This is a genomic window from Bradyrhizobium sp. GCM10028915 (assembly GCF_042666195.1).
Lineage (GTDB): Bacteria > Pseudomonadota > Alphaproteobacteria > Rhizobiales > Xanthobacteraceae > Bradyrhizobium > Bradyrhizobium canariense_D.
The window spans coordinates 194,405-220,517 of the sequence record NZ_JBHTFN010000044.1 but is presented as its reverse complement, the minus strand read 5'-3'; the positions used below and the strand labels follow the sequence as shown (position 1 = coordinate 220,517).

The 26,113-nt window shown below is 65.3% G+C and carries 22 protein-coding genes and 1 pseudogene; 8 read left to right on the top strand and 15 right to left on the bottom strand.

Features of this window, described 5'->3' with window-relative positions; genetic code table 11:
- Window positions 1–22: 22 nt before the first annotated feature.
- Window positions 23–445, bottom strand: coding sequence for an MAPEG family protein (locus tag ACFQX9_RS21080; RefSeq protein ID WP_026233755.1), 423 nt, complete (start codon window positions 443–445; stop codon window positions 23–25).
- A gap of 168 nt (window positions 446–613) precedes the next feature.
- Here ACFQX9_RS21080 and ACFQX9_RS21075 point away from each other — a divergent pair, with 168 nt between their 5' ends.
- Together ACFQX9_RS21075 and ACFQX9_RS21070 are read left to right on the top strand one after the other, a co-directional pair.
- Entirely contained in the window at window positions 614–1,297 is a 684-nt protein-coding gene (locus tag ACFQX9_RS21075) for an acriflavin resistance protein (protein WP_377790329.1), read from the top strand.
- A gap of 70 nt (window positions 1,298–1,367) precedes the next feature.
- Window positions 1,368–2,243 carry a metallophosphoesterase family protein gene (locus tag ACFQX9_RS21070; protein WP_377790327.1) on the top strand — a complete coding sequence of 292 codons (876 nt, stop codon included), beginning with the start codon at window positions 1,368–1,370 and terminating at the stop codon, window positions 2,241–2,243.
- Here the strand turns inward: ACFQX9_RS21070 and ACFQX9_RS21065 are convergent.
- The 3 genes from ACFQX9_RS21065 to guaB form a co-directional block, all read right to left on the bottom strand.
- Window positions 2,227–2,517: a hypothetical protein gene (locus ACFQX9_RS21065; RefSeq protein WP_026233756.1), complete on the bottom strand. Its 291-nt coding sequence runs from the start codon at window positions 2,515–2,517 to the stop codon at window positions 2,227–2,229. The two genes, ACFQX9_RS21070 and ACFQX9_RS21065, sit on opposite strands and share 17 nt — an antisense overlap.
- Window positions 2,518–2,667: 150 nt before the next feature.
- Window positions 2,668–3,690 (bottom strand): NADP-dependent oxidoreductase, encoded by a 1,023-nt coding sequence (locus tag ACFQX9_RS21060; protein WP_085352852.1) that lies wholly within the window; start codon window positions 3,688–3,690, stop codon window positions 2,668–2,670.
- A 212-nt stretch (window positions 3,691–3,902) separates the two neighbouring features.
- A complete protein-coding gene (gene guaB / locus ACFQX9_RS21055) occupies window positions 3,903–5,393 on the bottom strand; it encodes an IMP dehydrogenase (RefSeq protein WP_007609139.1) in 1,491 nt (496 codons plus the stop codon).
- A gap of 378 nt (window positions 5,394–5,771) precedes the next feature.
- Here guaB and ACFQX9_RS21050 point away from each other — a divergent pair, with 378 nt between their 5' ends.
- The gene (locus ACFQX9_RS21050; RefSeq protein WP_085362189.1) at window positions 5,772–7,262 is read left to right on the top strand and encodes an MFS transporter; all 1,491 of its coding nucleotides are present in this window, start codon (window positions 5,772–5,774) and stop codon (window positions 7,260–7,262) included.
- On the opposite strand, the gene ACFQX9_RS21045 is transcribed toward ACFQX9_RS21050, so the two are convergent.
- Both ACFQX9_RS21045 and ACFQX9_RS21040 read right to left on the bottom strand, forming a co-directional pair.
- The gene (locus ACFQX9_RS21045; protein ID WP_018459201.1) at window positions 7,259–7,957 is read right to left on the bottom strand and encodes an RlmE family RNA methyltransferase; all 699 of its coding nucleotides are present in this window, start codon (window positions 7,955–7,957) and stop codon (window positions 7,259–7,261) included. The two genes, ACFQX9_RS21050 and ACFQX9_RS21045, sit on opposite strands and share 4 nt — an antisense overlap.
- Window position 7,958: 1 nt before the next feature.
- Window positions 7,959–9,026, bottom strand: a complete 1,068-nt coding sequence (locus ACFQX9_RS21040) for a Ppx/GppA phosphatase family protein (protein WP_026233757.1) — start codon at window positions 9,024–9,026, stop codon at window positions 7,959–7,961.
- A gap of 210 nt (window positions 9,027–9,236) precedes the next feature.
- Here ACFQX9_RS21040 and ACFQX9_RS21035 point away from each other — a divergent pair, with 210 nt between their 5' ends.
- Window positions 9,237–11,609 carry a xanthine dehydrogenase family protein molybdopterin-binding subunit gene (locus tag ACFQX9_RS21035; RefSeq protein ID WP_247370811.1) on the top strand — a complete coding sequence of 791 codons (2,373 nt, stop codon included), beginning with the start codon at window positions 9,237–9,239 and terminating at the stop codon, window positions 11,607–11,609.
- Between the two features lie 169 nt (window positions 11,610–11,778).
- Here ACFQX9_RS21035 and ACFQX9_RS21030 read toward each other — a convergent pair whose 3' ends face one another.
- The gene (locus tag ACFQX9_RS21030) at window positions 11,779–12,579 is read right to left on the bottom strand and encodes a hypothetical protein (RefSeq protein WP_377790325.1); all 801 of its coding nucleotides are present in this window, start codon (window positions 12,577–12,579) and stop codon (window positions 11,779–11,781) included.
- A 141-nt stretch (window positions 12,580–12,720) separates the two neighbouring features.
- On the opposite strand from ACFQX9_RS21030, the gene ACFQX9_RS21025 reads away from it, so the two are divergent.
- The 3 genes from ACFQX9_RS21025 (at window position 12,721) to ACFQX9_RS21015 (ending at window position 16,176) form a co-directional block, all read left to right on the top strand.
- A complete protein-coding gene (locus tag ACFQX9_RS21025; protein ID WP_018459205.1) occupies window positions 12,721–13,218 on the top strand; it encodes a YaiI/YqxD family protein in 498 nt (165 codons plus the stop codon).
- A gap of 8 nt (window positions 13,219–13,226) precedes the next feature.
- Window positions 13,227–15,032, top strand: a complete 1,806-nt coding sequence (locus ACFQX9_RS21020; RefSeq protein ID WP_247391318.1) for an ABC-F family ATP-binding cassette domain-containing protein — start codon at window positions 13,227–13,229, stop codon at window positions 15,030–15,032.
- A gap of 64 nt (window positions 15,033–15,096) precedes the next feature.
- A complete protein-coding gene (locus tag ACFQX9_RS21015; protein WP_377790322.1) occupies window positions 15,097–16,176 on the top strand; it encodes an alanine racemase in 1,080 nt (359 codons plus the stop codon).
- Here ACFQX9_RS21015 and ACFQX9_RS21010 read toward each other — a convergent pair whose 3' ends face one another.
- A complete protein-coding gene (locus ACFQX9_RS21010; RefSeq protein ID WP_204510951.1) occupies window positions 16,177–17,079 on the bottom strand; it encodes a LysR family transcriptional regulator in 903 nt (300 codons plus the stop codon).
- 91 nt (window positions 17,080–17,170) lie between these two features.
- Here ACFQX9_RS21010 and ACFQX9_RS21005 point away from each other — a divergent pair, with 91 nt between their 5' ends.
- Window positions 17,171–18,388 carry an MFS transporter gene (locus tag ACFQX9_RS21005; protein WP_377790320.1) on the top strand — a complete coding sequence of 406 codons (1,218 nt, stop codon included), beginning with the start codon at window positions 17,171–17,173 and terminating at the stop codon, window positions 18,386–18,388.
- 9 nt (window positions 18,389–18,397) lie between these two features.
- Here ACFQX9_RS21005 and ACFQX9_RS21000 read toward each other — a convergent pair whose 3' ends face one another.
- From ACFQX9_RS21000 to ACFQX9_RS20970, 7 genes and pseudogenes are all read right to left on the bottom strand, one after another.
- A complete protein-coding gene (locus tag ACFQX9_RS21000; RefSeq protein ID WP_083926554.1) occupies window positions 18,398–19,624 on the bottom strand; it encodes a TIGR03862 family flavoprotein in 1,227 nt (408 codons plus the stop codon).
- Window positions 19,621–20,538, bottom strand: a complete 918-nt coding sequence (locus ACFQX9_RS20995; RefSeq protein ID WP_018459211.1) for an SDR family NAD(P)-dependent oxidoreductase — start codon at window positions 20,536–20,538, stop codon at window positions 19,621–19,623. The genes ACFQX9_RS21000 and ACFQX9_RS20995 overlap by 4 nt, the downstream gene beginning before the upstream one ends.
- Window positions 20,539–20,774: 236 nt before the next feature.
- Complete coding sequence (locus ACFQX9_RS20990) at window positions 20,775–21,254, bottom strand: MaoC family dehydratase (RefSeq protein WP_018459212.1); 480 nt, start codon at window positions 21,252–21,254, stop codon at window positions 20,775–20,777.
- Window positions 21,255–22,973 (bottom strand): AMP-binding protein, encoded by a 1,719-nt coding sequence (locus ACFQX9_RS20985; RefSeq protein WP_377790318.1) that lies wholly within the window; start codon window positions 22,971–22,973, stop codon window positions 21,255–21,257. It abuts the gene before it with no gap.
- Window positions 22,973–23,878, bottom strand: a pseudogene (gene mmsB, locus ACFQX9_RS20980) (3-hydroxyisobutyrate dehydrogenase); the annotation flags it as partial. The pseudogene mmsB and the gene ACFQX9_RS20985, both read right to left, overlap by 1 nt.
- A 13-nt stretch (window positions 23,879–23,891) precedes the next feature.
- Window positions 23,892–24,959, bottom strand: a complete 1,068-nt coding sequence (locus ACFQX9_RS20975; protein WP_377790316.1) for an enoyl-CoA hydratase/isomerase family protein — start codon at window positions 24,957–24,959, stop codon at window positions 23,892–23,894.
- On the bottom strand, window positions 24,956–26,101 hold the full coding sequence (locus ACFQX9_RS20970) for an isobutyryl-CoA dehydrogenase (RefSeq protein WP_018459216.1): 1,146 nt from the start codon (window positions 26,099–26,101) through the stop codon (window positions 24,956–24,958). Before ACFQX9_RS20970 ends, ACFQX9_RS20975 begins: the two co-directional genes overlap by 4 nt.
- Window positions 26,102–26,113 lie beyond the last annotated feature (12 nt).

Sequence of the window (26,113 nt, the reverse complement as noted above, 5' to 3'; positions counted from 1 at the left end):
GATCAAATCCGACGGCTAACCGTCAGATCAACAAGAGCATCTTCAGTGCGAAGTAGATCCACATCGCGAGCAGCACGAGCACGCCGGCGAGCCAGATCGTGGAGCGGCGCCCGAGATTGTTGGAGGAGACGAAGATTCCGGCATGGACGAAGCGCGTCACCACGAACACCCAGGACATCAGCACGATGAAGAGATCGGCATGGCGCAACGGGAGCGCCAGCGCGATCAGGGCGTAGAACAGCACCGGCAATTCGAACTGGTTGCGGTAGCAATTGGCGATTTGTGTGGCGCCCTTGGGCCAGTTGGGCTCGCCGAGCGCAATGTCACGGCTCTTGGTCTCGCCGGAGACGAGCGCGCGCCGGCGTCCCAGCGCCATGGCGATCAGGAGCGCGAAGGTGAGACCGACCTGCACGAAGACCGGCAGCAAAACCATTTGAATGGACATCGAAATTTCTCGGGATTTTCCCATCCGGCGGAAGGCACAGCTAGCGTCCATTAGCGGTCACCGCTGGTCCTGACAATCAACGAGTTGAACCGGCGTTCCCGATGAGGCGACCAACTGTCGACAGTTAAAGCGATTTTGGCCCCTCGGGGCGCAAGGCGAGATACCGCCATGAACACCCTCTTCAGCCAGATCGGCAGCCTGACCGGCACTTTGACCGAGTCAGCCGACGGGCAGTTCGGCATCCTGATGTCGGCGCTGGCAGGCATCGCGACCGCGCTTGCGGTGGCGCTGGCGATGACGGTCTACTTCCGAATGAGCTATCGGACCTGGCGCGATGTCCTCAGGCATGGCCTCGCTGCGCTCGCCCTCCTCGCTCTGTTTGCGTTTGCCGCCTACGACATGCGCCATGCCGCGCTGGCCTATCTCGGCCTCAATCCCTCGAAACCCGCGGTCGAGTTCGAGATCCGCATGCCCAAGGAGACCTTGGCGGCGGTGTCCGACACCCAGATCGAGCTGCATACCGAGCGCAACCAGACGCTGGCACTGGTCGAGGGCGTGCGGGAGCTCGGTGATGGCCGCTCCGTGCTGCGTGGCGCGGTACCGCTCAACCACCGCACTGCGGACCGCGTGCTGGTCGTGAACCTGCCCGGCAAGGGCACCTTCGAATTCCGCCTCCGCCTGCCGGCCGAGCCGCATCGCTCCGAACAGTCCGGCGCTCAGTTCGGCCCTCAGTTCGGCCCTCAGTTCGGCCCTCAGTTCGGCCCTTGGCACCTCGCCGACCGCATCGCCTCGCCGCTGGCAAGCCCGGTCGCGCCGCAGGACGCCTACACAATCCGCTATCGCGTGCTTTAAACTTTGTTCGATCGCTGACCGCGGACGCGCCGTCATCGTTCCGACGTCGGGCGTGGCCTATGATCGATCCATGTCCGAATTTCGCCTGACACAGATCTCCGACGCCCATCTTGGCCGGCGCTTCCCTGGCCTGATCGCCAACTTCCAGGCGCTCAGCGAGCATATCGACACCGATAGGCCCGATCTCGTTGTCAACACCGGCGACGTCTCGTTCGACGGGCCGACCAGCCGCGACGATGTCGAATTCGCCAAGGGCCTGCACGATGCCCTGCCCGTCGCCTGCCGCTACATCCCCGGCAATCACGACATTGGCGACAATCCGACCGCGATCGGCCCTGCGCCGAAGCCGCCGGTCGCGGAAGCGCATCGTCAGCAATTCCGCGAGATCATCGGCGAGGACCATTGGTCGTTCGAGGCCGCGGGCTGGTGCTTCCTCGGCCTCAACTCGCTGGTGATGAACTCAGGGCTCGCCTTCGAGGCCGAGCAGTTCGATTGGCTTGCTTCGGAAGTTTCGCGCACGAACGGCAAGCCGGTCGCGCTGTTCGTACACAAGCCGGTATTTCTCAACGGGCCCGACGACCCCGAGACGCCGGAGACGTCGATCCGCTATGTGCCGCAACCGGCCCGCGCGCGGCTGATCGAGATGTTTGCACATGTCGACCTGCGCCTCATCGCCAGCGGTCACGTGCACCAGCGGCGCGACTTTACCTGGCGCCACACCCGCCACGTCTGGGCGCCGTCGGCCGGCTTCAAGATCAACGATGCGCGCCAGGACCGGATCGCGATCAAGGAGGTCGGGCTCGTGGAGTACCGCTTCCAGCCCGACGGCTTCGAGGTTCGCCACGTCAGGGCCGCGGGCCAGGTCGATATCGATATCGAGGAGCTGCTCGCCCAGATGGGCGGCGAGCATGAGCGCTGCCCATCGCTGCTCAAGCGACGCTTTTGAGATCCTGCTGGATCGCGGCAAGCAAGGACTGCAGCGCGTCGCTGTTCACCGGTTTGGCCCCGGTATTGGCGGGCAGAACATTGGCAGGCCGCGCGGCATTGACCGGGCGCTTGGGGAATGGCGGCGTGGGTGTGGGCATCGCGGATTGCGCGAACACGTCCTCGGTATGGACGAACTTGCCATGGATGACGTCGTCGCGACGGCCCATGACAAACATGGTCGCCCAATAACCGGCAGCCAGCAGGATTACGCAGAAAACAACAAGCTCTAACATCATCGCACCTGAAATATGCGCAATGATTCAATGCCTTCGCGAGCCCGTCAATGAACCGACGGTCACACCTGCGGCTTTTACGGGCGGGTGTGGCCGATCAGTCACTCTTTGTTAACCATACCCGGCCCCCGAGGGGGCGAGAGCGGCCGATCAAGCTTTGTCCGGCCCGACCCGCACCAGCTGCTTGCCGAAATTGGCCCCCTTGAGAAGCCCCATGAAGGCTTCGGGCGCGCTCTCCAGGCCCTCGGTGACGAACTCCTTGTACTTGACCTTGCCCTCGCGGACCCAGCCGGACATGTCGCGCAGGAAGTCGCCATGGCGGGAGGCGAAGTCGGAGACGATGAAGCCGCGGAAGGTCAGCCGCTTGGTCAGGGTCGCGCGCATCATGCTGGCGGCCCATTTCGGCGGCTTCGCTTCAGTGTCATTGTAGTGGGCGATGAGGCCGCAGACGGGTACGCGCGCAAACGCATTGAGCAGCGGGAACACCGCCTCGAACACGGCGCCGCCGACATTCTCGAAATAGACGTCGATGCCCTTCGGGCAGGCGTCCTTCAGCTTCGCGGCCAGATCGGGATCGCGGTGATCGATGCAGGCATCGAAGCCGAGCTCCTTCACGACGTAATCGCATTTGTCCTTGCCGCCGGCGATTCCAACCGCGCGTGCGCCCTTGATCTTCGCGATCTGTCCCACGGCCGAGCCGACCGCGCCGGAGGCGCCGGCGACGACGACGGTCTCGCCTTGCTGCGGCTTGCCGATATCGAGCAGGCCCGTGTAGGCGGTCATGCCGGGCATGCCCAGCACGCCGACGGCCGTCGAGATCGGCGCGAGCTTCGGGTCGATCTTGTTCAGCCCCTTGCCGTCGGAGATCGCGTGCGTCTGCCAGCCCGCGCGCGAGAGCACGATGTCACCCTTGGCAAAGTTTGGATTGTTGGAGGCTGCGACCTCGCAGACCGTACCGGCTTCCATCACACCACCGACGGGCACCGGCGTCGCGTAGGACGGACCGTCGCTCATGCGCCCGCGCATATAGGGATCGAGCGAGAGCCAGATCGTGCGCAGCAGGACTTCGCCTGCGGCAGGCGTAGGAACCGCGAATTCCTCGATGCGGAAATCGGACGGCTTTGGCTCCCCGACGGGACGCGCGGCGAGAACGATGCGTTTGCCTTGGGACATGATGGCTTCCTCCTGATTATGCTTCGGCGCGAACGGAAGCGGAGGGAGCGGAGCACGTCAACACAAAAGCACACTCTCGCTGTCATCGCCCGCGGGCGATCCAGTAATCCGAGAGGGTCGTGGTAGAGCCGAAAGGCCGCGGCGTACTGGATGCCCCGCCTTCGCGGGGCATGACACCGTCATTTGGGCAATTCCAACGCGCAGCCGCGAGCCTAACCCCCGCCCGGATAGTTCGGCGCCTCGCGCGTGATGGTGACGTCGTGGACGTGGCTTTCGCGCAGGCCCGCGCCGGTGATGCGGACGAACTGGGCCTTGTCGTGCAGGTCCTTCATGTCCTTTGCACCGACATAGCCCATCGCGGCGCGCAGGCCGCCGGCGAGCTGGTGCATGACGTTGCCGACCGGGCCCTTGTAGGGCACCTGGCCCTCGATGCCTTCGGGCACGAGCTTGAGCGTGTCCTTGATGTCCTGCTGGAAGTAGCGGTCGGCCGAGCCGCGCGCCATCGCGCCGACCGAGCCCATGCCGCGATAGGCCTTGTAGGAGCGGCCCTGCCACAAGAACACTTCACCGGGCGTCTCGTCGGTGCCGGCGAGCAGCGAGCCGACCATCGCGATGTCGGCACCGGCAGCGAGCGCTTTGGCAAGGTCTCCGGAAAACTTGATGCCGCCGTCGGCAATGACGGGGATGTCCGACTTCTTCGCCGCCTCGACCGCATCCATGATCGCGGTGAGCTGGGGAACGCCGACGCCGGCGACGATGCGAGTGGTGCAGATCGAGCCCGGGCCGATGCCGACCTTGATGCAGTCCGCGCCCGCATCGATCAGCGCCTGCGCACCCTCCGAGGTCGCGACGTTGCCGGCAACGACCTGCACGGAATTGGACAGGCGCTTGATGCGGTTGACCGCATGGAGCACGTGACGGGAATGGCCGTGCGCGGTGTCGACCACGACGAGATCGACGCCGGCATCGATCAGCCGCTCGGTGCGCTCGAAGCCGCTATCGCCGACCGTGGTGGCGGCGGCGACGCGGAGGCGGCCCTGCGCGTCCTTGCAGGCCAGCGGATGGGCGACCGCCTTCTCCATGTCCTTCACGGTGACCAGGCCGACGCAGCGATACTGCTCGTCGACCACAAGCAGCTTCTCGATGCGATGCTGATGCAGCATCCGCCGCGCCTCGTCCTGGCTGACATTCTCGCGCACCGTGACGAGACCTTCATGGGTCATCAGCTCGGAGATTTTTTGCTGGCGGTCGGTGGCGAAGCGGACGTCGCGGTTGGTGAGAATGCCGACCAGCTTGCCCGGCGTGGACTTGCCCGCACCGGTGACGACGGGAATGCCGGAGATGCCGTGATCGCTCATCAGCTTGAGCGCGTCGTCCAGCGTGGCGTCCGGGCTGATCGTGAGCGGGTTCACCACCATGCCCGACTCGTAGCGCTTGACCTGCCGCACCTGGGCAGCCTGCCCTTCGGGATCGAAATTGCGATGGATGACGCCGATGCCGCCGGCCTGCGCCATGGCGATCGCCATGCGGGCTTCGGTGACCGTGTCCATGGCGGAGGCCATGATCGGGATGTTGAGCGGAATGGCGCGGGTGACGCGGGAGCGGATGTCGACCTCGCCCGGCATGACGTCCGACAGGCCCGGCTTCAGCAGCACGTCGTCGAACGTGAGGGCTTCGCGAATGCCTTGTTGCACCGTGGCCATGTGCCAACTCCTTCCGCGGCCCTGCCGCAAATAGCTATGGATGAGCGCCGCCCTCGGCGTACCTTGCGGCAACGCCGGAGAATCGGAGCCCATCGGTGGGGTTGACGCGGGTCGATAGCACGGGCGGGCGACGAATCAAAGCAATTCGGACCGCCGGCCAGCCATGCACAGGCTTTTTTGGGCAAGTTCGGCGGCGGATAGCCTTCGCGGCGGCACGTACTGGCGAACGGCAGATCATCGATCTCCGGCGCAGGGCGCACCCGCTTGGGGTCACGCGGGATTTAGGTGCTATGCGTCGATCCGCAATGGTCGCGGCCCAGTGGCGGTGATAAGCCGCAATTCTCGCCCTTCGTTCCCGATGTCCATTACCAATCCGTCATGGTCGACAAGCAACGCATCATTCCGCTGATCGTAGCCACTGCTCTCTTCATGGAGAACATGGACTCGACGGTGATCGCCACGTCGCTGCCCGCGATTGCGGCCGACATCGGCACCAGCCCACTGACGCTCAAGCTCGCGATCACTTCCTATCTGCTGTCGCTTGCGGTCTTCATCCCGGCGAGCGGCTGGACCGCCGACCGGTTCGGCGCGCGCCTGGTGTTTGCGATTGCCGTCGGCGTGTTCATGGTCGGCTCGGTCGGCTGCGCGCTCTCGACATCGGTCACCGATTTCGTGTTCGCGCGCATCCTCCAAGGCATGGGCGGGGCAATGATGACGCCGGTCGGGCGCCTCGTGCTGCTGCGGTCGGTCGACAAGAGCGCGCTGGTCAACGCGATGGCGTGGGTGACGGTCCCTGCCCTGATCGGCCCCGTGATCGGGCCGCCGCTCGGCGGCTTCATCACCACCTACGCGTCATGGCACTGGATCTTCCTGATCAACATCCCGATCGGGCTGCTCGGCATCTTCATGGCCTTGCGCTTCATCGATCCCATCAAAAGCGAGGAACGAGAGCCGTTCGACCTCTACGGCATGGTGCTCGCGGGCCTCGGGCTCGCCGGCATCGCCTTCGGGCTGTCGGTCGCCGGACTCAATCTGCTGCCATGGAGCACGGTTGCTGCCCTGGTCGTCGGCGGATCGATCTCGATGTCGCTGTATGTCCTTCACGCGCGGCGAACGGGGTCGCCGGTGCTGGACTTTACGCTGCTGAGGCTGCCGACACTGCGCGCGGCCGTTCTCGGCGGCTTCATGTTTCGGCTCGGCATCGGCGCGCTACCGTTCCTGCTGCCACTGCTGATGCAGATCGGATTCGGCCTCTCGCCGTTCAAGTCCGGCCTCGTCACGTTTGGCTCCTCGCTCGGCGCCATGGGCATGAAGGCGCTGGCCGCGCGCATCATCCGCGCCTTCGGCTTCCGCAACCTGATGACGGTGAACGCGATCATCAGTGCGGTTTTCCTGGCCGCCTGTGCCCTCTTCACCGTGACGACGCCCCTGCTGATCATCATGATCATCCTGGTGGTCGGCGGCTTCTTCCGTTCGCTCGAGTTCACCGCGATCAACACGGTGGCCTATGCCGAGGTCGAGCAGGCGCAGATGAGCCGCGCCACCACGCTCGTCAGCGTCAACCAGCAGCTCGCGGTCTCGGCCGGCGTCGCGGTCGGCGCCGCCTCCGTGGAGACGACAATGTGGTTCAGCCACGTCAGCGAGCTCGACGCCACCGTGTTTGCGCCGGCCTTTCTCGTGATCGCCCTGACTTCGGCGGCGTCGAGCTGGTTCTTCTGGCAGATGCCCGCCGATGCCGGCCACGAAGTTTCCGGCCGCAAAGCGGTGGAGATCGCGAGCCGCAAAGGTGCCGGCAAGGGCGCGGCCAAGGCGGCCGTCAAGGCGGCGACCGAGGATACGCAGGATGTGCGGGATCAGCGGCTGGGCTAGTGCTCCACCTCGTCGTTGCGAGCCCCCCGAAATCCCGTCGCGAGAACGTAGCGCTCCGAGGAATCCGCACGGCTTGCGGCCGGCTTGACGTGACGCACCGTGGCGAAATCGCGCTTGAGCTGGGCGAGCAGTTCGGCGTCGGCGCCACTCTGGAACGCCTTCGCCAGGAAGGTCCCGCCCGGCCTCAGCACATCGCAGGCGAACGCGGCAGCGGTCTCGATCAGGCCGACGATGCGAAGCTGGTCGGTCTTGCGATGACCGGTGGTGTTGGCAGCCATGTCGGACATGACAATGTCGGCGCCGCCGTCGAGCATGGCCTTGAGCTTGTCCGGCGCGTCATTGTCCATGAAGTCGAGCTGCGCGAACTCGACGCCGGCAATCTCGGGGATTTCGAGCAGGTCGATCGCGATGACCTTGCCCTTGCCGTCGACCGAGCCGACGCGCTTGGCGGCAATCTGGCTCCAGCCGCCCGGCGCGGCGCCGAGATCGACCACAGCCATGCCGTGCTTCAGCAGCCGGTATTTGTCATCGATCTCGAGCAGCTTGAACGCGGCGCGCGAGCGATAGCCCAGCGCCTTCGCCTTCACCACATAGGGATCGTTGAGCTGCCGCTCCAGCCAGAGCTTCGACGACAATTTGCGCTTGCCGTGGGTCTTGACCTGGACGTGCAAACGGCCGGTGGTGTCCTTGACCATCTCACCAGCTCCTGAGCGCGCCGTCTTCGCGCATCATCTCGACCAGCATGCCTTCGCGCAAGCCCCGGTCGGCGACGCGCAGGCGTGGCAGCGGAAAGGCGCGGCGGATCGCGTCGAGGATGGCGCAGCCGGCCAGGACGAGATCGGCGCGCTCAACGCTAATGCAGCTGTTCGCGGCGCGCTCCTCGTAGCTCATGCCAAGCAGCTTATTAATGGTCGCGGTGACGTCGGTATCGTTCATCCAGACGCTGTCGATGCGGCGGCGGTCGTAGCGCGCGAGGTTGAGATGGATGCCGGCGAGCGTCGTCACAGTGCCTGACGTGCCGAGCAGATGCATATCAGTGAGATCGCCGCCATGCTGTTCGGCGAACGGCGCGATGTGATGGGCGACCTCGCGCTCCATCGCGGCGTAGATCTCGGGCGTCACGTCGCGGCCCCCGAACTGCTCGGCAAGCGTGACCACACCGAACGGGATCGACATCCAGGCTTTGATGCGCGGCTCCGGATTTGCGGCGTCGCGCTCGATCCGTACCAGCTCAGTCGAGCCGCCGCCGATGTCGAACAGGATTGCGCCGCGCCCCCTGGGATCGACCAGCGGCGAGCAGCCGAGCACGGCAAGCGCCGCCTCGGTCTCGCGGTCGATTACCTCGAGCTCGATCCCGGTCTCGGCAGCGACGCGGCTGCGAAAGCCTTCGGCATTCGAGGCGGCGCGGCACGCTTCGGTGGCGATCAGCCGCAGCCGCCGCGCTTTGCGCAGGTTGATCTTGTCGCGGCAGATGCCAAGCGCCACGATGGCGCGTTCGATCGCGGCCTCGCTGATGCACCCGGTTGCCGAGACGCCCTCGCCGAGCCGGATGATGCGCGAGAAGGAATCGACCACGCGAAAGCCGTCGTGGGTCGGACAGGCGATCAGGAGCCTGCAATTGTTGGTGCCGAGGTCGAGCGCCGCGTAGACGCCGGTTCCCGGCGCTTGCGCGCCGACGGCCGGTTCAGTGGCGAACGCCGCCGCCATCGACCCCAGCTCACCGTGCGGCGCAAGGCCGTCGCGGAGCCGCGTGTGGTCATTCATACAAACTGTCTTTCCGCGGCCGGTTAGGCCGATCTGGAATTGCTTTTTCGCCTGAAACATTAGCAGCGCACCAATCCTGCGCAACAACGCATCACATGGGACCATGCCCATTCGTGCGTTGTCGTGAGCGGGCCGGTGGGTTATTTTTGAGGGGTCCGGACCCCAGGCGCCCCCCAAACCGCGCATTTGCCGGCTTTTCAGGTCAATTCCATGCAAGAACACACCAAATCCTCCACGCTCGAAAACGCTATTGCACTGCAAAAATATGGCGTCGGGCAGCCGGTCCGCCGCAAGGAGGACGATACCCTTGTGCGCGGCAAGGGCCGCTACACCGACGATTTCAACCTGCCCGGCCAGGCCCATGCCGTGATCGTTCGCTCGACCCATGCCCATGGCGTCATTCGCGGCATCAACATCGATGCAGCCAGAGCAATGCCGGGCGTGCTCGGGGTGTGGACCGGCAAAGACCTCGATGCGGCCGGCTACGGCCCCTTCACCTGCGGCCTGCCGCTGAAGAGCCGTGACGGCTCGCCCCTGCTCCAGACCAACCGCCAGCCGCTCGCAACCGACAAGGTCCGCTTCGTCGGCGATCCCGTCGCCTTCGTGGTGGCGGAGACGCTGGCCCAGGCGCGCGACGCGGCCGAGGCGGTCGAACTCGACATCGAGCCGCTGCCGGCGGTGACCGATCCCGAGGAAGCCGCAAAACCCGGCGCGCCGCAGCTCTACGACCACATCCCGAACAATGTCGCGCTCGACTACCACTATGGCGACACCGACAAGGTCAACGCGGCCTTCGCCAGTGCTGCTCACGTGACCAAGGTCGACATCGAGAACACCCGCGTCGCCGTGGTCTCGATGGAGCCACGCGTTGGCCTTGCCTCCTATGACAAGAAGACCGAGCGCTACACTCTTCAGGTGCCCACGCAGGGGGTGGCAGGCAACCGTGCCAATCTCGCCAAGAACCTGAAAGTGCCGAACGAAAATGTGCGCATTCTCACCGCCAATGTCGGCGGCTCCTTCGGCATGAAGAACATCAATTACCCCGAATACATGTGCATCCTGTACGCGGCAAAGACGCTGGGACGGCCGGTGAAATGGCTGGACGAACGCTCGACCAGCTTCTTGTCCGACAGCCACGGCCGTGCGCAGAAAATTCACGCCGAACTCGCGCTGGATGCCGAGGGGCATTTCCTCGCCGCCAAGCTCTCGGGCTACGGCAATCTCGGTGCCTACATCACCGGCGTTGCGCCCAGCCCGCTCTCGCTCAACACCAGCAAGAACTTTTCCAGCGTCTATCGCACGCCGCTGATGGCCGTCGACATCAAGACGGTGCTGACCAACACCACGTTGATGGGCGCCTATCGCGGCGCCGGCCGGCCCGAGGCCAACTACTACATGGAGCGGCTAATCGACCGCGCCGCGGACGAGATGGGCATCAACCGGCTGACCCTGCGGAAGCGCAACTTCATCAAGCAGAACCAGATGCCGTTCGCCGCGTCCTCCGGCGTCACCTATGACAGCGGCGACTTCCAGGCCGTCTTCAACAAGGCCCTCGAAATCTCCGACCACGAGAATTTTGCCAAGCGCAAGAAGGAGAGCAAGAAGTCCGGCAAGCTGCGTGGCATCGCCGTCGGCTCCTATCTGGAGGTGACCGCACCTCCCGGCGTCGAGCTCGGCAAGATCGTGTTCGATCCCGATGGCTCGGTGCAGCTCATCACCGGGACGCTCGATTACGGTCAGGGCCACGCATCCGCATTCGCGCAGGTCCTCTGCCAGCAGCTCGGCGTTCCCTTCGACAGCGTCAAGCTGGTGCAGGGCGACAGCGACATCGTCCACACCGGCAACGGCACCGGTGGCTCGCGCTCGATCACCGCGACCGGCATGGCGATCGTGGGCGCCGCCAAGCTCGTGATCGAAAAGGGCAAGCGCGCCGCCGCGCACATGCTGGAGGCATCCGAAGCCGACATCGAATTCGAAGGCGGCAGTTTTACGATCGCCGGCACCGACCGCAGCATCGACATCATGGAGCTCGCCAAGCGCCTGCACGACGGCAAGATGCCGGAGGGCGTGCCCGACAGCCTCGACGTCGATCACACCAGCGAACCGGTGCCGTCAGCCTTCCCGAACGGCTGCCATGTCGCCGAGGTCGAGATCGACCCTGAGACCGGCGTCGTGCAGATCGTGCGCTACAGCGCGGTCAACGATTTCGGCACGGTGATCAACCCGCTGCTGGTCGCAGGCCAGCTCCATGGCGGCGTCGTCCAGGGCATTGGCCAAGCTCTCATGGAGCACGTCCGCTACGACGAGAGCGGCCAGCCGATCACGGGCTCGCTGATGGACTACGCTCTGCCGCGCGCCGAGGACGTTCCGAACATGACGGTCGGCGACCACCCGGTGCCGGCCACGACCAATCCGCTCGGCAGCAAAGGCTGCGGCGAAGCCGGCTGCGCCGGCAGCCTGTCGACGGTCGTGAACGCGGTGATCGACGCGCTCTCCGAATACGGCATCAAGCACATCGACATGCCGCTGACGCCGGAACGCGTGTGGCGCGCGATCCAGGATGCGAAGGGGAAAGCGGCGTAAAGGGCGTTCCGTCGTCGCCACAAACTCCGCTGTCATCGTCCGCGAAAGCGGACGATCCAGTATTCCAGAGACGGTCGTGGGATACGGAGGAGCCTCGGCGTACTGGATTCCCCGCCTTCGCGGGGAATGACAGCGAGGGTGAGGACGCGCTGCGCCCCTTACATGCCGCCTAAGCCGCCGCCTGCTCGCGCGGCTGGTAGATCGCGATGTGCTGGCAGTGCGCCAGCGGCGTCGTGCCGTTGGCGACCACCAGCGCGTCGAGCTCGACGAAGCGGTGGCCCTTCTTCTCGTAGTTCGCGGTGACTTTTGCCCGCGCGGTGATCTCGTCGCCGGCGCGCGCGGCTGACAGCAATTGCATGCGGCTGCCGACATGGATCCAGGGGCCGAGGATCGTGTTGTCCACCAGCACGCGGTTCATGACGCGCTGAATCAGGCCGGGATGGCCGAGCCCCCCGCCCGCGAAGATCGGATCGGTTTCACGGATGTCGGCGAGATAGTCGGCGGCATCCTGCCCGGCCCAGCGGCGCGGTGTCGTGCCCAGCCATTTGCCGGTCTCGAATGTTGCCGGGCTGACCGGTTTGCGCTCGGCAATCGCGGGGACCTCGACATAGTCGCTCAACGATACCGCAGTCGCAATCGCCGGCAGCGACGCCGTGCCGGTGGCACACAGCTCGGTGCGGCTGAACACCTCGATGGTGAGCAGGCCGTTGTGCTCGGTCGCATCGACGTCGGCGGTCTCGCCGTCATAGACCGGCTTGATGAAACGCGCCTCGATCAGCCCGCGCGACAGGAAATCGCGGCCCCAGCGCGCCACCGGCACATGCATCATGTAGGCGAAGACGTCGACGCCGGGGACCAGCCCACCGGAAAACCCGAAACGGCGCGCCAGTGCATCGTCATGCATCTTGTTTTCGGATTGCTTGGCGGTGTTGTAGGCCTGGACGCGATAGGTTTCGAGCCGGTTCGGCATGGCTTGGCTTTCCCCAATTTCTTGTTGTTTCGGCCCGATCGTAGGCCCTGAGGAACCGGGGTCAATCCCCTCGCCTTTGCGGCCCGAATGGGGTACCACGCGGCTGCTGCGGAACCGCTTCGCAAGCCCCATCTACGGACCATGACGAACCCTCAAAACACCACCCGTATCTATGTCGACGCCGACGCCTGTCCGGTGAAGGACGAGATCTATCGCGTCGCCGGCAGGCACGGCCTGCCCGTGAGCGTGGTCGCGGGCAATTTCATCCGCGTGCCCCAGGATCCACTCATCGAGCGGATCGCCGCTGGTGCCAGCATGGACGCAGCCGATGACTGGATCGCGGAACGCGCCGGGCCCGGCGACATCGTCATTACCTCGGATATTCCGCTCGCAAGCCGCTGCGTGAAGGCCGGCGCCGATGTGATCGCGTCCAACGGCAAGGCGTTCACCGAGGAATCGATCGGGATGACGCTCGCGGTCCGCAACCTGATGACCGATTTGCGCTCGGCCGGCGAAGTCACCGGCGGTCCGAAATCGTATTCACCGCGCGACCGCTCGACGTTTCTGTCGACGCTCGACCAGACCATCCGCCGCATTCAGCGCCGCCGCGCCGACCAGGCCGCAACAAGACAGGACTGAGACACCGCATGGCGCCACCGCTGATTCAACTGCGCGATATCAAGCTGACCTTTGGCGGCACGCCGCTCCTGGCGGGCGTCGAACTGTCGGTTTCGACCGGCGAGCGCGTCTGCCTGATCGGCCGCAACGGTTCCGGCAAATCGACGCTGCTCAAGATCGCCGCCGGCCTGGTCGAACCGGATGGCGGCAGCCGTTTCGTGCAGCCCGGCGCCACCATTCGCTACCTGCCGCAGGAGCCGGATTTTTCCGGTTTCTCCACCACGCTCGCTTATGTCGAGGCCGGCCTCAATGCTGGCGACGACCACTATCAGGCGCGCTATCTGGTCGAGCAGCTCGGTCTCAGCGGCGAAGAAGATCCGGCGCATGTCTCCGGCGGCGAAGCGCGCCGCGCCGCGCTGGCACGCGTGCTGGCGCCCTCGCCCGACATCCTGCTGCTGGATGAGCCGACCAACCATCTGGATCTTCCGACCATCGAATGGCTGGAGAGTGAACTGGAGAGCCGCCGCTGCGCGCTGGTGATCATCAGCCACGATCGGCGCTTCCTCGGCAATCTCTCGCGCAGCACCGCCTGGCTCGACCGCGGCCAGATCCGGCAGATCGACCGCGGCTTCAGTGCCTTCGAGGCTTGGCGCGACGAGGTGCTCGCGGAGGAAGAGCGCGACCAGCACAAGCTCGACCGCAAGATCGTCAACGAGGAGCACTGGCTGCGTTACGGCGTCTCGGGCCGCCGCAAGCGCAACGTCAAGCGACTCGGCAATCTCCACGCGCTGCGCGACCAGCGCCGCACCCATCGCGGCGCGACGGGCAACGCCAACCTCGCGGCTGCCGAGGCCGACAAGTCCGGCAAGCTCGTCATCGAGGCCAAGAATATCAGCCGGTCCTATGGCGAGCGAAAGATCGTCGACGGCTTCTCGATCCGCGTCCAGCGCGGCGATCGCATCGGCATCGTCGGCCCGAACGGCGCCGGCAAGACCACGCTGATCGAGATGCTGACCGGCGGCAGCGCACCGGACAGCGGCAGCATACGGCTCGGCGCCAACATCGAGATGGCGACGCTCGACCAGCATCGTGAAAGTCTCGATCCGAAGACGACGCTGGCCGAGGCGCTGACCGGCGGCCGCGGCGACCATGTCATGGTTGGCGGCAAGCCGAAGCATGTCGTCAGTTACATGAAGGACTTCCTGTTCGCCCAGGAACAGATGCGCACGCCGCTGGAGGTGCTGTCGGGCGGTGAGCGCGGCCGGCTGATGCTGGCACGCGCGCTGGCAAAACCCTCCAACCTCCTGGTGCTGGACGAGCCGACCAACGACCTCGACCTGGAGACCCTCGACGTCCTCGAGGAGATGCTCAGCGACTACGAGGGCACCGTGATTCTGATCAGCCACGATCGCGATTTTCTCGACCGCGTGGTGACGTCAGTGATCGTGCCCGAGGGCAACGGACGCTGGCTCGAATATGCCGGCGGCTATACCGACATGCTGGCCCAGCGCGGCGCCGACGTGAAGCGCGCGACCGCGAAGGCCGTCGAAGAGACGAGAGAGCAGCGATCAGCCGTGCCGTCCGGCGTCGCGAGACGACGCTTGACCTTCAACGAGCAACACGCGCTGGAGACGCTGCCCAAGACCATCGCCAAGCTGCAGGCCGAGATCGCCAAGCAGCAGCGCTTCCTTGACGACCCCGATCTCTTTCGCAAGGATCGCAAGCGCTTCGACCAGGCCTCCGACGCTCTGACGACGGCGCAAAAGGAACTGGCCGAGGCCGAGGACAAATGGCTGGAGCTCGAAGTGCGGCGCGAAGAGATTGAACAGGCCTAGCGTGCATTCCGCAAAAGTGGGCACCGCTTTTGCAAACGGGATGCGCGCCAACTCAGAGACTTCCATGACAACGACCCTTGCCGCCAAGATCGCCCGCGAATACGGCACGCCCTGCGCCGTTATCGACATGGACAAGGTAGAGCGCAACATCGCGCGGATTCAGAAGGCTTGCGACGACGCCGGGATCGCCAACCGTCCCCACGTCAAGACGCACAAGAACCCCACCATCGCGAAGATGCAGATCGCGGCCGGTGCCAAGGGCATCACGTGCCAGAAGCTCGGTGAAGCCGAGATCATGGTCAATGCCGGCATCGACGATATCCTGATCAGCTACAACCTGCTCGGCGAAGAGAAGATGGCGCGGTTAGGGGCGCTGCAGGCGAAGGCCAACATGACGGTCGCCGCTGACAATTCGACCGTCGTCGCCGGCCTGCCCAAGGCCGCCGCAGCCTCAGGTCGACCGCTATCGGTCGTGGTCGAATGCGATACCGGCCGCCAGCGCGCCGGCGTCGAGACGCCCGCCGAGGCGATTGCACTGGCGCAGAAGATTGCCGCATCCAAGGGCCTGCAATTCGCCGGCTTCATGCTGTATCCGACCGAGACTGGTTGGGCGGACGCCCAAAAATTCTATGACGAAGCTCTGGCCGGCGTGCGCGCACACGGGCTGGATGCAAAAATCGTCTCGACCGGCGGCACGCCGAACCTGAAGAACCTCGGCAAGCTCAAGGGCGGCACCGAGCATCGCTTCGGCACCTACATCTATAACGACCGCATGCAGGTCGCGGCCGGCGTCGCCACCTGGGACGACTGCGCGCTGCACATCTATTCGACCGTGGTCAGCCGCGCCGCGCCTGAGCGCGGGATTCTGGACGCCGGCTCAAAGACTCTGACGACGGACACCGGCGGCCTCGACGGCCACGGCCTCATCCTGGAGCACCCCGAAGCGAAGATCGCACGCTTCGCCGAGGAGCACGGCTTCCTCGACCTCTCCCGCAGCAACACCCGGCCTAACGTCGGCGACGTCGTGCGGGTCGTGCCAAATCATGTCTGCGTCGTCGTCAACATGATGGACGAAGTGGTGATGGTGCGCGGCGAGGAGATCATCGGCACGCTGCCGGTGGCGGCACGGGGGAAGCTGAGATAGCTAGCCCCCGATCAGTGCCTGGAGTTCCCGGACCAATCCGTCGCGAAAGAGTTTGATCGGCCGCTCCAGCCGACCGGCGGGGGCGCGATGCACCACCCAAGCGCGCACGGCGGGTTTGAAGTCGCGCGCGGCGACCGGCTTGAGCCTGTCGCGAAATGCGCTACGTTTCAGGGCGATCGGGGTGACCAGCCCGACGCCGAGGCCGCGCGACACCAGCGACAGGCGGAGCTCACTGTCCAGCGCCTCGACGGCGATGTTGAACGGCAGATGCGAGGCATCGAATTTTCGCTTCAGCGTATCGCGAAATCCACAGCCGTCCTGGTTGATCACCCACGACAGTTGGGACAGCCGTTCCAGGTCGACGGTGCGCGGGATCTTCATCTCGCGTGCGACGACGAAGACGACGGGCTGCGCGCCGAGATCGTCGGCCGCCAGATCGGCGGGCGGCACTGCACCGTCGGGGAGACAAATCGCGGCTGCATCGAGCTCGTTGCGGCAGACACGCTCGAGCTGGTTCGGCGACCAACCGGAGACCACCCGCACCGCCAGCGCGGGAAATTCGGCGCGCACCGCATCGAGTGGTGCGGTCAAGCCCGCTTCCGAGAGAAACGGCGTCAGGCCGAGCCTGAACTCGCCGCGGACCATTCCGTCGCTGGCAACGCCCGACTTGAGGTCGTCCAGCATCCTGAGCAGGCGCCTGCCCTGCTCGTAGGCCTCATGCCCCGCTGCCGTCGGCTTCAGGGGCTTCGAGAGCCGATCCAGAAGCTGCGCCCCCAACATCTCCTCGAGATTCTGGATGCGTCGGGTCACGCCAGGCTGGGTGAGATTGAGACGCGCCGAAGCTGCGACAATCGATCCGGTCTCGACCACGGCGACGAAAGCGACAAGGTCATGGGTATTCATAACAAACCCGCATATTCTTTATAGGCTTATTTGAATTGTAGCATATTGCTCGCTCCGCTTAAAGGGTCCCACGCCACAGCTGCGAGGTCCCATGACTATCTCCGAAACCGCCAGGCCCGCGTCCCGAAACCAGCTCGCCGAGCGGCCCCTGATCTGGCTCGGCGCGATCACCGCCGGTGTCGTCGTCACCAATCTGTTCGCGCCGCAGATCCTGCTCGGCCTGATCGGCCGGTCAATGTCCATGCCGGCGTGGCAGGCGGGGCTGATCAGCACGCTGACCTTGCTGGGCTACGCACTCGGCCTGCTGCTGCTCGTACCTCTGGTCGATCTGGTCGAGAACCGGCTTGTCATCCTCCGCACACTCGGCTGCGCGATCCTCGCCGCTCTCGCGACGGCGCTCGCGCCGACGCCCTCGCTCCTGCTGCTCGCCACCTTCATCCTCGGCGCCTGCGGCGCGGCGATCCAGATGATGGTTCCGCTGGTCGCATCCATGGTGGCACCGGATCGCCGCGGCCAGGCCATCGGCGAGGTGATGGGCGGATTGATGATCGGCATCCTGTTGTCGCGACCTGCGGCGAGCCTGATTGCAGATCTCTGGAGCTGGCGTGCATACTACGTCGTCTCGGCCGCTCTGATGGCCCTGCTTGCCGGCGCACTCGCCCGTTACCTTCCAACTCTTCATCCGACTGGACGCGCGAGCTACGCCGAATTGCTTTTGTCCTTCCCAAGACTGCTGCGCGAAGAGCCGGTGCTGCGCGTGCGGGCCTGGACGGCATCGCTTGTCATGGCTTCCTTCACGGCGTTCTGGTCGGCGGTCGCGCTACGGCTGCCGGAGGCGCCGTTCGATCTTGATGCCAAGGGAGTTGCCGCTTTTGCACTGATCGGTGTGGCGGGCGCCGCGGCGACACCGATCGCGGGACGCTGGGGCGACAAGGGCCGGGCGCGGCCGATGTTCGTTGCCGCCCATCTGCTCATCATCGGCTCGCTTGCGCTCTGTGCCTGGGCGAGCGTGCTTGAATCCCAGATCACCGGTCTGCTGGTACTCAGCCTCGGCACGATCCTGCTCGACGTCGGCATCACCACCGATCAGACGCTGGGCCGCCGCGCCATCAACCTGTTGCGCCCCGAGGCCCGCGGTCGCATGAACGGCCTGTTCGTCGCGCTGTTCTTCGTTGGCGGTGGCATCGGCGCGGCGGCGGCATCGCTGGCCTGGAGTTTTGGCGGCTGGACGATGGTCTGCGCGGTGGCGGCAAGCTTCGGCGTGCTCGGCCTCCTCACGGATCTCGCAACCCGGACCGGGACGTCATGATGCGGATGGTCAAGACGACAGTTGGACGAGCCGTCGCAACACACCCCTGCCCGCCGCAGCTCCCGTCGCGAACGAGGCCTGGAGCAAATAGCCACCGGTCGGCGCCTCCCAGTCCAGCATCTCACCGGCCGCGAACACGCCCGGCAGTTTGCGGATCATGAAGTCCGAGTCGAGTTCATCGAAGGAAATCCCGCCGGCGCTGGAGATCGCGCGCGCGATCGGCGCGACGCGTGTGAGCTTGACCGGCACGGCGTTGATGAGCTCCGCCAATCGCTCGGCCGATATTGCCGACAACGACTGGCCAGCACCGATGGTGGCCTCCTGCAGCAGCCCGACCGCGACCGGCGACAGCTGCGCAGCCTTGCGCAGGAAGTTGGAGAAGGATTGCTTGCCGCGCGAGGCGGACAGGCGCTTGACGAGTTCGCCATGATCGACATCCGGCCGCAACGCGACGTGCAGGACCGCTGCGCCGTTCGCTGCGATCGCCTCGCGCAGCTCGGCCGACAACGCATAGATCGTCCCGCCCTCGATCCCGCCGCTTGTGATCATGGCCTCGCCGCGGGCGCGGTGTGGGCCGAAGGAGAGCGTGATGCCCTTGAGCGGCTGGCCCTCGAAGCGCGTGCGGAAGATTTCGGACCATGCGACGGTGAAGCCGGAGTTCGCCGGCCGCAGCGGCGAGATCGCAACGCCTTTGTCGGCCAGGATCGTCGTCCAGCCGCCATCGGAGCCCAGTCGCGGCCAGCTGGCGCCGCCGAGTGCCAGCACTATCGCGTCCGCGGCGATGCCGTCTCCGCCGCCGGGTGGGTCAAAGACCAGTCGTCCGTCCCCGTCCCAGCCCATCCAGCGCTGGCGAAACGCAAAGTGCACGCCGGCGGCATCGAGGCGTCGCAGCCAGGCCCGCAGCAAGGGCGAGGCCTTGAAGGCCTTCGGAAACACACGCCCGCTGGAGCCGACAAAAGTCGGCTCGCCCAGCGCCTCGCTCCAGGCGCGCAGCGCGTCAGGCGGAAACGCTTCGATCGCAGCCTGCAACCTCTGCGCCGCCTCGCGGTAGCGCGTGATGAACTGAGGCAGCGGTTCGCTGTGGGTGAGATTGAGCCCGCCGCGGCCGGCCATCAGGAATTTGCGGCCAGCGGACGGCATCGAATCGTAGACGGTGACGCGAGCACCACCCTGCACGAGCACTTCGGCCGCCATCAGACCGGCAGGGCCGGCGCCGATGACGGCGACCGCTGTCAGAGTTTTACCCCGGCGCGCGCAGCGGCTTGCGCCACGTATTTCTGCGTCTGCTCGAAAGCTCCCTGCAGCGCCTTCGCTTTTGACATGTCGCTGATCTCGGCGAAATGCGCCGCGACCGCATCCGGGGTCCACTCGGACTCCGGCAGGTTGATGCCTTCGCTCTCGACGATCTTGATCACCGCGAACGAGCCGGCGCCGGCGCCCATGATGGTGCGGGTCGGCGCGTCCTCGCTCAGCATGTACTCGACCGCGGGCGTGATCGCGTTCGGCTTCATCAACTGCAGCGCCTGCGGCGGCAGCAGCTCTTCCGTCATGCGGGTCGCTGCCGTCGGCGAGATGATGTTGACGCGGATGTCGCTCTTGCGGCCTTCTTCCGCCAGCACGTTCATCAGGCCGACCATGCCGGACTTGGCCGCTCCGTAATTGGCCTGGCCGAAATTGCCGTAGAGGCCGGAGGACGACGTCGTCAGGACGATGCGGCCATAGTTGCGATCGCGCATGCCGGCCCAGGCCGCCTTGCAGCAATAGAAGGTGCCGACGAGGTGCACGTCGAGCACCTTCTGGAAATCGGCCGCTTCCATCTTGCCGAACGACTTGTCGCGCAAAATGCCGGCATTGGCACACAAGAGGTCCACGCTGCCCCACTCCTTGGTGGCGCGCTCGACCATCGCGGTGACCTGCTCGAAATTCGAGACGTCGGCGCCGTCGGCCATGGCGGTGCCGCCCGCTTTGCGGATCTCCTCGACAACGGTCTCCGCCGGCGACAGCGAGCCGCCGCTGCCGTCGCGCGCGCCGCCGAAATCGTTGACCACGACTTTCGCGCCGCGGCTTGCCAATCCCAGCGCATGCGCGCGCCCCAAACCATTGCCCGCGCCGGTGACGATGGCGACGCGTCCGTCGAACCTGATTGCCATTGTGCTTCCTTGTGCTGTCTTCCCTTCTCCCCTTGTGGGAGAAGGTGGCGCGAAGCGCCGGATGAGGGATCTGTCTCGGCAGATGAGCGTGTGGAGAGATACCCCTCACCCGGCTTCATCTCGCTCCGCTCGATTTCGCCACCCTCTCTCGCGAGGGAGAGGGTTCGAGCGCACCGATTTGGACAACTTTTGAGCAGCGATGGGCTGCCGGGTCAAGCCCGGCAGCGACGGCCCACTCAGGCGAAATAGATCAACCCGAGCCAGTCCGCGACCAGCGCGGGCTTGTCCTCGCCTTCGATTTCCACGGTGACGTTGGTGCGCGACTGCAATTCATTCGGCTTGCGCAGCTTGGCTTCCGCCAGCACGAAACGGCCCCGAACGCGCTTGCCCGAGCGCACCGGCGAGATGAAACGCAGCTTGTCAAAACCGTAATTGACCCCCATCGTGGTGCCCGCGATGACGGGCATCACCTCGTAGGACATAATCGACAGCAGCGACATCGTCAGGAAGCCGTGCGCGATGGTGGTGCCGAACGCCGTCTCGTTCTTCGCACGCTCCGGGTCGACGTGAATGAACTGGTGATCCTCGATCACGTCGGCATAGGTGTCGATGCGGGGCTGATCGACCAGGTGCCACGACGACACGCCGATCTCCTTGCCAACCATGGCCTGATAGGCGTCCAAGGAAATCGGCGGCTTCTTCCAGACTTCGTTCACTTAGGTCTCACTCCGTGTTTTCGGCAGCTCCGGAAAGTCCTCTTCGCGGAATTCCCGGCCGCGCAGGGCATCATTGCGGTCGTCGTCACGCTCCAGCCGTCTCAGCTGAACGCGGCGGATCTTTCCCGAGATCGTCTTCGGCAGCTCCGTGACGATCTCGAGGCGCCGGATGCGCTTGAACGGTGCAAGGCGCGTGTGCAGATGCCTGAAGATGGAGAGCGCCGTCTCCGGCGAACGCTCCGCACCGGATGTCAGCAGCACATAGGCCTTGGGGATCGCGAGCCGGATCGGGTCCGGGCTCGGCACCACGGCAGCTTCCGCGACGAGCTGGTGCTCGAGCAACACGCTCTCGAGTTCGAACGGGCTGATGCGATAGTCGGAGGATTTGAATACGTCGTCGGAGCGGCCGACGAAAGTGAGATAGCCATCGTCATCCTCGAACACGACGTCACCGCTGCGATAAAGCTCGCCTTCGGCGCCGGACAGCCCACCGTCGTCGCCCTGATAGCCCTGCATCAGGCCGGCGGGGCGGTTTTCGCCGAGCACTAGAGCCACCTCGCCCTCTTTGGCCGGATGACCATCGGCGTCGCTGACCTGCACGCGATAGCCCGGCAGCGGCCGGCCCATCGAGCCGACCTTGATCTTTTGCCCCGGCGAGTTGCCGGCCAGCGCCGTGGTTTCGGTCTGGCCGTACCCGTCGCGGATGGTGAGGCCCCAGGCGGCCTGCACCTGCTCGATCACTTCAGGATTGAGGGGCTCGCCGGCGCCGCAGACCTCGCGCAAGGCCACCTTGAACGACGCAAGATTCTCCTGGATGAACAGCCGCCACACCGTCGGCGGCGCGCACAGCGTGGTGACGCCGCAGCGGCCAATGGTGGCAAGCAGCCCCTTGGCGTCGAAGCGCGGCTGGTTGACCACAAAGACGGTCGCGCCCGCATTCCACGGCGCAAAGAAACAGCTCCAGGCGTGCTTGGCCCAACCGGGCGAGGAGATGTTGAGATGGACGTCGCCGGGCTTCAACCCGATCCAATACATGGTCGAGAGATGGCCGACGGGATAACTGCGCTGGCTGTGCCGCACCAGCTTCGGCTTTGCCGTGGTGCCCGAGGTGAAATAGAGCAGCATCGGGTCGTCAGCGTTGGTCGGGCCGTCGGCTGCAAAGCTCTCCGACGCCCTTGCGGCGTCATCATAGGAAAGCCAGCCATCGGAGGCCTCGCCCACGACGATGCGGACGATATTATCGGCGCCAAGACTTGCGAACTTCGCAACCTGGTCCTGCGCGGCCACCACCGCCTTTGCCTTGCCGCGATCGAGCCGGTCGCGCAGCTCGTCGGCGGTGAGCAGCGTCGTCGCGGGAATCACGACGACGCCGAGCTTGATCGCGGCCAGCATCGTCTCCCACAGCGGAACGACATTGCCGAGCAGCAGCAGGAGATGATCGCCGCGCTTCAAGCCTTGCGCGCGGAGGAAGTTGGCGACCTGGTTGGAGCGGCGCGACAACGCCCCGAACGAGAGCTTGGTCTGCCGATCCTGCGCGGCATCGACGATCCAGAGCGCAGGACGATCCTTGCTGTCCGCATTCGCCGCTAGCTCGGCATCGAACCAGTCGAGCGCCCAGTTGAAGGGAACCGGATCCGGCCAGCGGAAGCCCTTGACCGCTGTCTCATAGTCCGTGCGGTTGTGAAGCAGAAACGCGCGCGCTTCCTGAAATGTCGTCATTAGGCTTTCCCGGCCAGCCCCCTAACGTGCTCGATAATTCCGGAAAAATCCACCCCGCCCTGGCCGGCTGCGTCAAAGGCCTGATAGATTTCCTGCGCATGCTTGCCGAGCGGCGTCGCCGCGCCGGCGGCCTTGGCGGCGTCCTGCGCCAGTCTCAGATCCTTCACCATCAGTGCCGAGGCAAAGCCCGGCTTGTAGTCGTTGTTGGCGGGCGAGGTCGGCACCGGCCCGGGCACCGGACAATAGGTCGTCAGCGACCAGCACTGGCCCGACGAGGTCGAGGCGACGTCGAACAGCGCCTGGTGCGAGAGCCCGAGCTTCTCGGCCAGCGCGAACGCCTCACTCACGGCGATCATGGAAATGCCGAGGATCATGTTGTTGCAGATTTTTGCCGCCTGGCCCGCGCCGGCACCGCCGCAATGCACGATCTTCTTGCCCATGTCCTCCAGCACGGGCTTTGCCGCTGCAAACGCGTTGTCCTCGCCGCCGCACATGAAGGTGAGCGTCGCACCCTTGGCTCCGCCGGTGCCGCCGGACACCGGCGCGTCGACCGAAAGCACGCCGTGCTTGGCCGCGAGCGCATGCGCCTGCCGCGCGCTCTCGACGTCTATGGTGGAGGAGTCGATGATCAACGCGCCCTTGGTCATCGCGGGAACGACCTCGCCCCACACGCCGAGCACATGCTTGCCGGCCGGCAGCATGGTGACGACCACATCGGCACCTTTCACGGCGCCCGCAGCGCTCTCTGCGATGCCGGCACCGTCGGCCTTGGCCTGGTTGCGGGAGGCCTCGGCGAGGTCGAAAGCGACGACCTTGTGGCCGGCCTTGACCAGATTGGCGGCCATGGGGCCGCCCATGTTGCCGAGACCGATGAATGCGATCGTGGCCATCTTGGTTTCCTCCGCTTGAAAGACGTTGTTAGTTGAACTTCAATTCGTCGGCGCCGATCTCGGCGAGATAGTGCGCAAGCATGTCCGGCGTGACGTCCTCGATTCGCGACGGCGACCAGGTCGGATTGCGGTCCTTGTCGATCACGGCGGCGCGCACGCCTTCGCGAAAGTCGTCGCTGCGGAAGACTTCCAGCGCAGCCCGATATTCGCGCACCAGGCATTCTTCCAGGCTCGACGCGGTGCGCGCGAGCCGCAGCAGCTTGAGCGTCACCACCATGCCGCGCGGCGATTTTTCGTTGAGCGTCTTCAACGTCGCCAGCGCGAACTCGGAACCGTCGCGCTTGAGCGCGGCAAAAATGTCTTGCATGCGGTCGAAGCCGAACAGTGCGTCGATCGCCGGCTCCTTTGCGGCGACCGGCCCCGCGATCTCCCCGGTCGCAAAACCGTTGATGAGCTTGCTGACATCGGCCGCGGTGACGCCCTGGCGAACTTTGGTCAGCGCGTCGCGCAACTCGGGCCATTTGGCCGCCGGTACCACCGCGTCGGCAAACTTGGCATGGATCGCATCGGGGCCGTTCATGGTCTGGCCGGTCAGGCCGAAATAAGTGCCGATCTCGCCCGGCGAGCGTGACAACAGCCAAGTGCCGCCGACGTCGGGAAAGAAACCGAGCCCGACCTCGGGCATCGCAAGCCTCGTACGGTCAGTCACGATTCGATGGCTCGCATGCGCCGAGAGTCCGACGCCGCCGCCCATCACAATGCCGTCCATGAAGGCGACATAAGGTTTCGGGAATTTCTTGATCCGGGCGTTGAGGATGTACTCTTCCCGCCACAGGATCTTGCCGAGGTCACCATTGACCTTCGAACTTTCCCAGAGCGCACGGATGTCGCCGCCGGCACACAAGCCACGCTCGCCGGCACCTTCCAGCACGATCACGGCAACGGCGGGATCGGCCTCAAAACGGTCGAGCGCCTTGTCGATGTCGCGAAACATCTCCAGCGTCACGGCATTGATCGCCTTAGGGCGGTTGAGCCTGATAAATCCGGCCGAGCCTTCGACCCATGCGACCAGATCGCCCTCCTCCGCTCCACTCATCGGGCGCCCTCGATCAATTTGCGCGCCACGATCAGCCGCATGATTTCGTTGGTGCCTTCGAGAATCTGGTGCACGCGCAAATCGCGCACGATCTTCTCGATGCCGTATTCGCTGAGATAGCCGTAGCCGCCGTGCAGCTGAAGCGCCTGGTTGGCGACCTCGAAGCCGGCATCGGTGCCAAAGCGTTTGGCCATCGCGCAGAGCATCGTGGCGTCGGGATCCTTGCGGTCCAGCGCCGCCGCTGCGCGCCACAGGAACGTACGCGCGGCCTCGAGCTCGATCGCCATGTCGGCGAGACGGAACTGCAATGCCTGGAATTCGTCGAGGCGTTTTCCAAAAGCCTTGCGCTCTTTCATGTAGGAACGCGCCTTGTCGAGCGCGGTCTGCGCGCCGCCTAGTGAGCACGCTGTGATGTTGAGACGCCCGCCGTCGAGGCCCGCCATCGCGATCTTGAAACCGACGCCCTCCTCGCTCAGCCGGTTGGCGACCGGCACGCGGGCGTTCTCGAAGATCACGGCGCGGGTCGGCTGCGCGTTCCAGCCCATCTTGCGCTCGTTGGCGCCGAACGAGACGCCCGGCGTGTTGCCGTCGATGACCAGCGTCGAGATGCCGCCGGGGCCATCGCCGCCGGTGCGCACCATCGCGACCAGGAGATCGGTCCCGCCGGCGCCGGAGATGAACTGCTTCTGGCCGTTGAGGACGTAATGATCGCCGTCGCGCACGGCACGGGTGCGGAGCGCTGCCGCGTCCGAGCCGGCGCCGGGCTCGGTCAGGCAGTAGCTCGCGATCAGCTCCATGGTGCAGAGCTTGGGCAGCCATTTGTGGCGCTGGGTGTCGCTGCCGTAGGCATCGATCATCCACGACGCCATATTGTGGATGGAGATGAAGGCCGAGGTGGTCGGACAGCCCGTCGCCAGCGCTTCGAAGATCAGCGCCGCGTCGAACCGTGTCATGGCGGAGCCACCCACATCCTCGCGGATGTAGATGCCGCCCATGCCGAGCGTGGCGGCCTCGCGCATCACCTCGACGGGAAAATGCTTCTCCTCGTCCCAGCGCAGCGCGTGCGGCGCGATCTTTTCCGCCGCAAACGCCAACGCCATGTCGCGAACCGCGATCTGATCCTCGTTCAGAGCGAACTGCATCTGTTAGCTTCG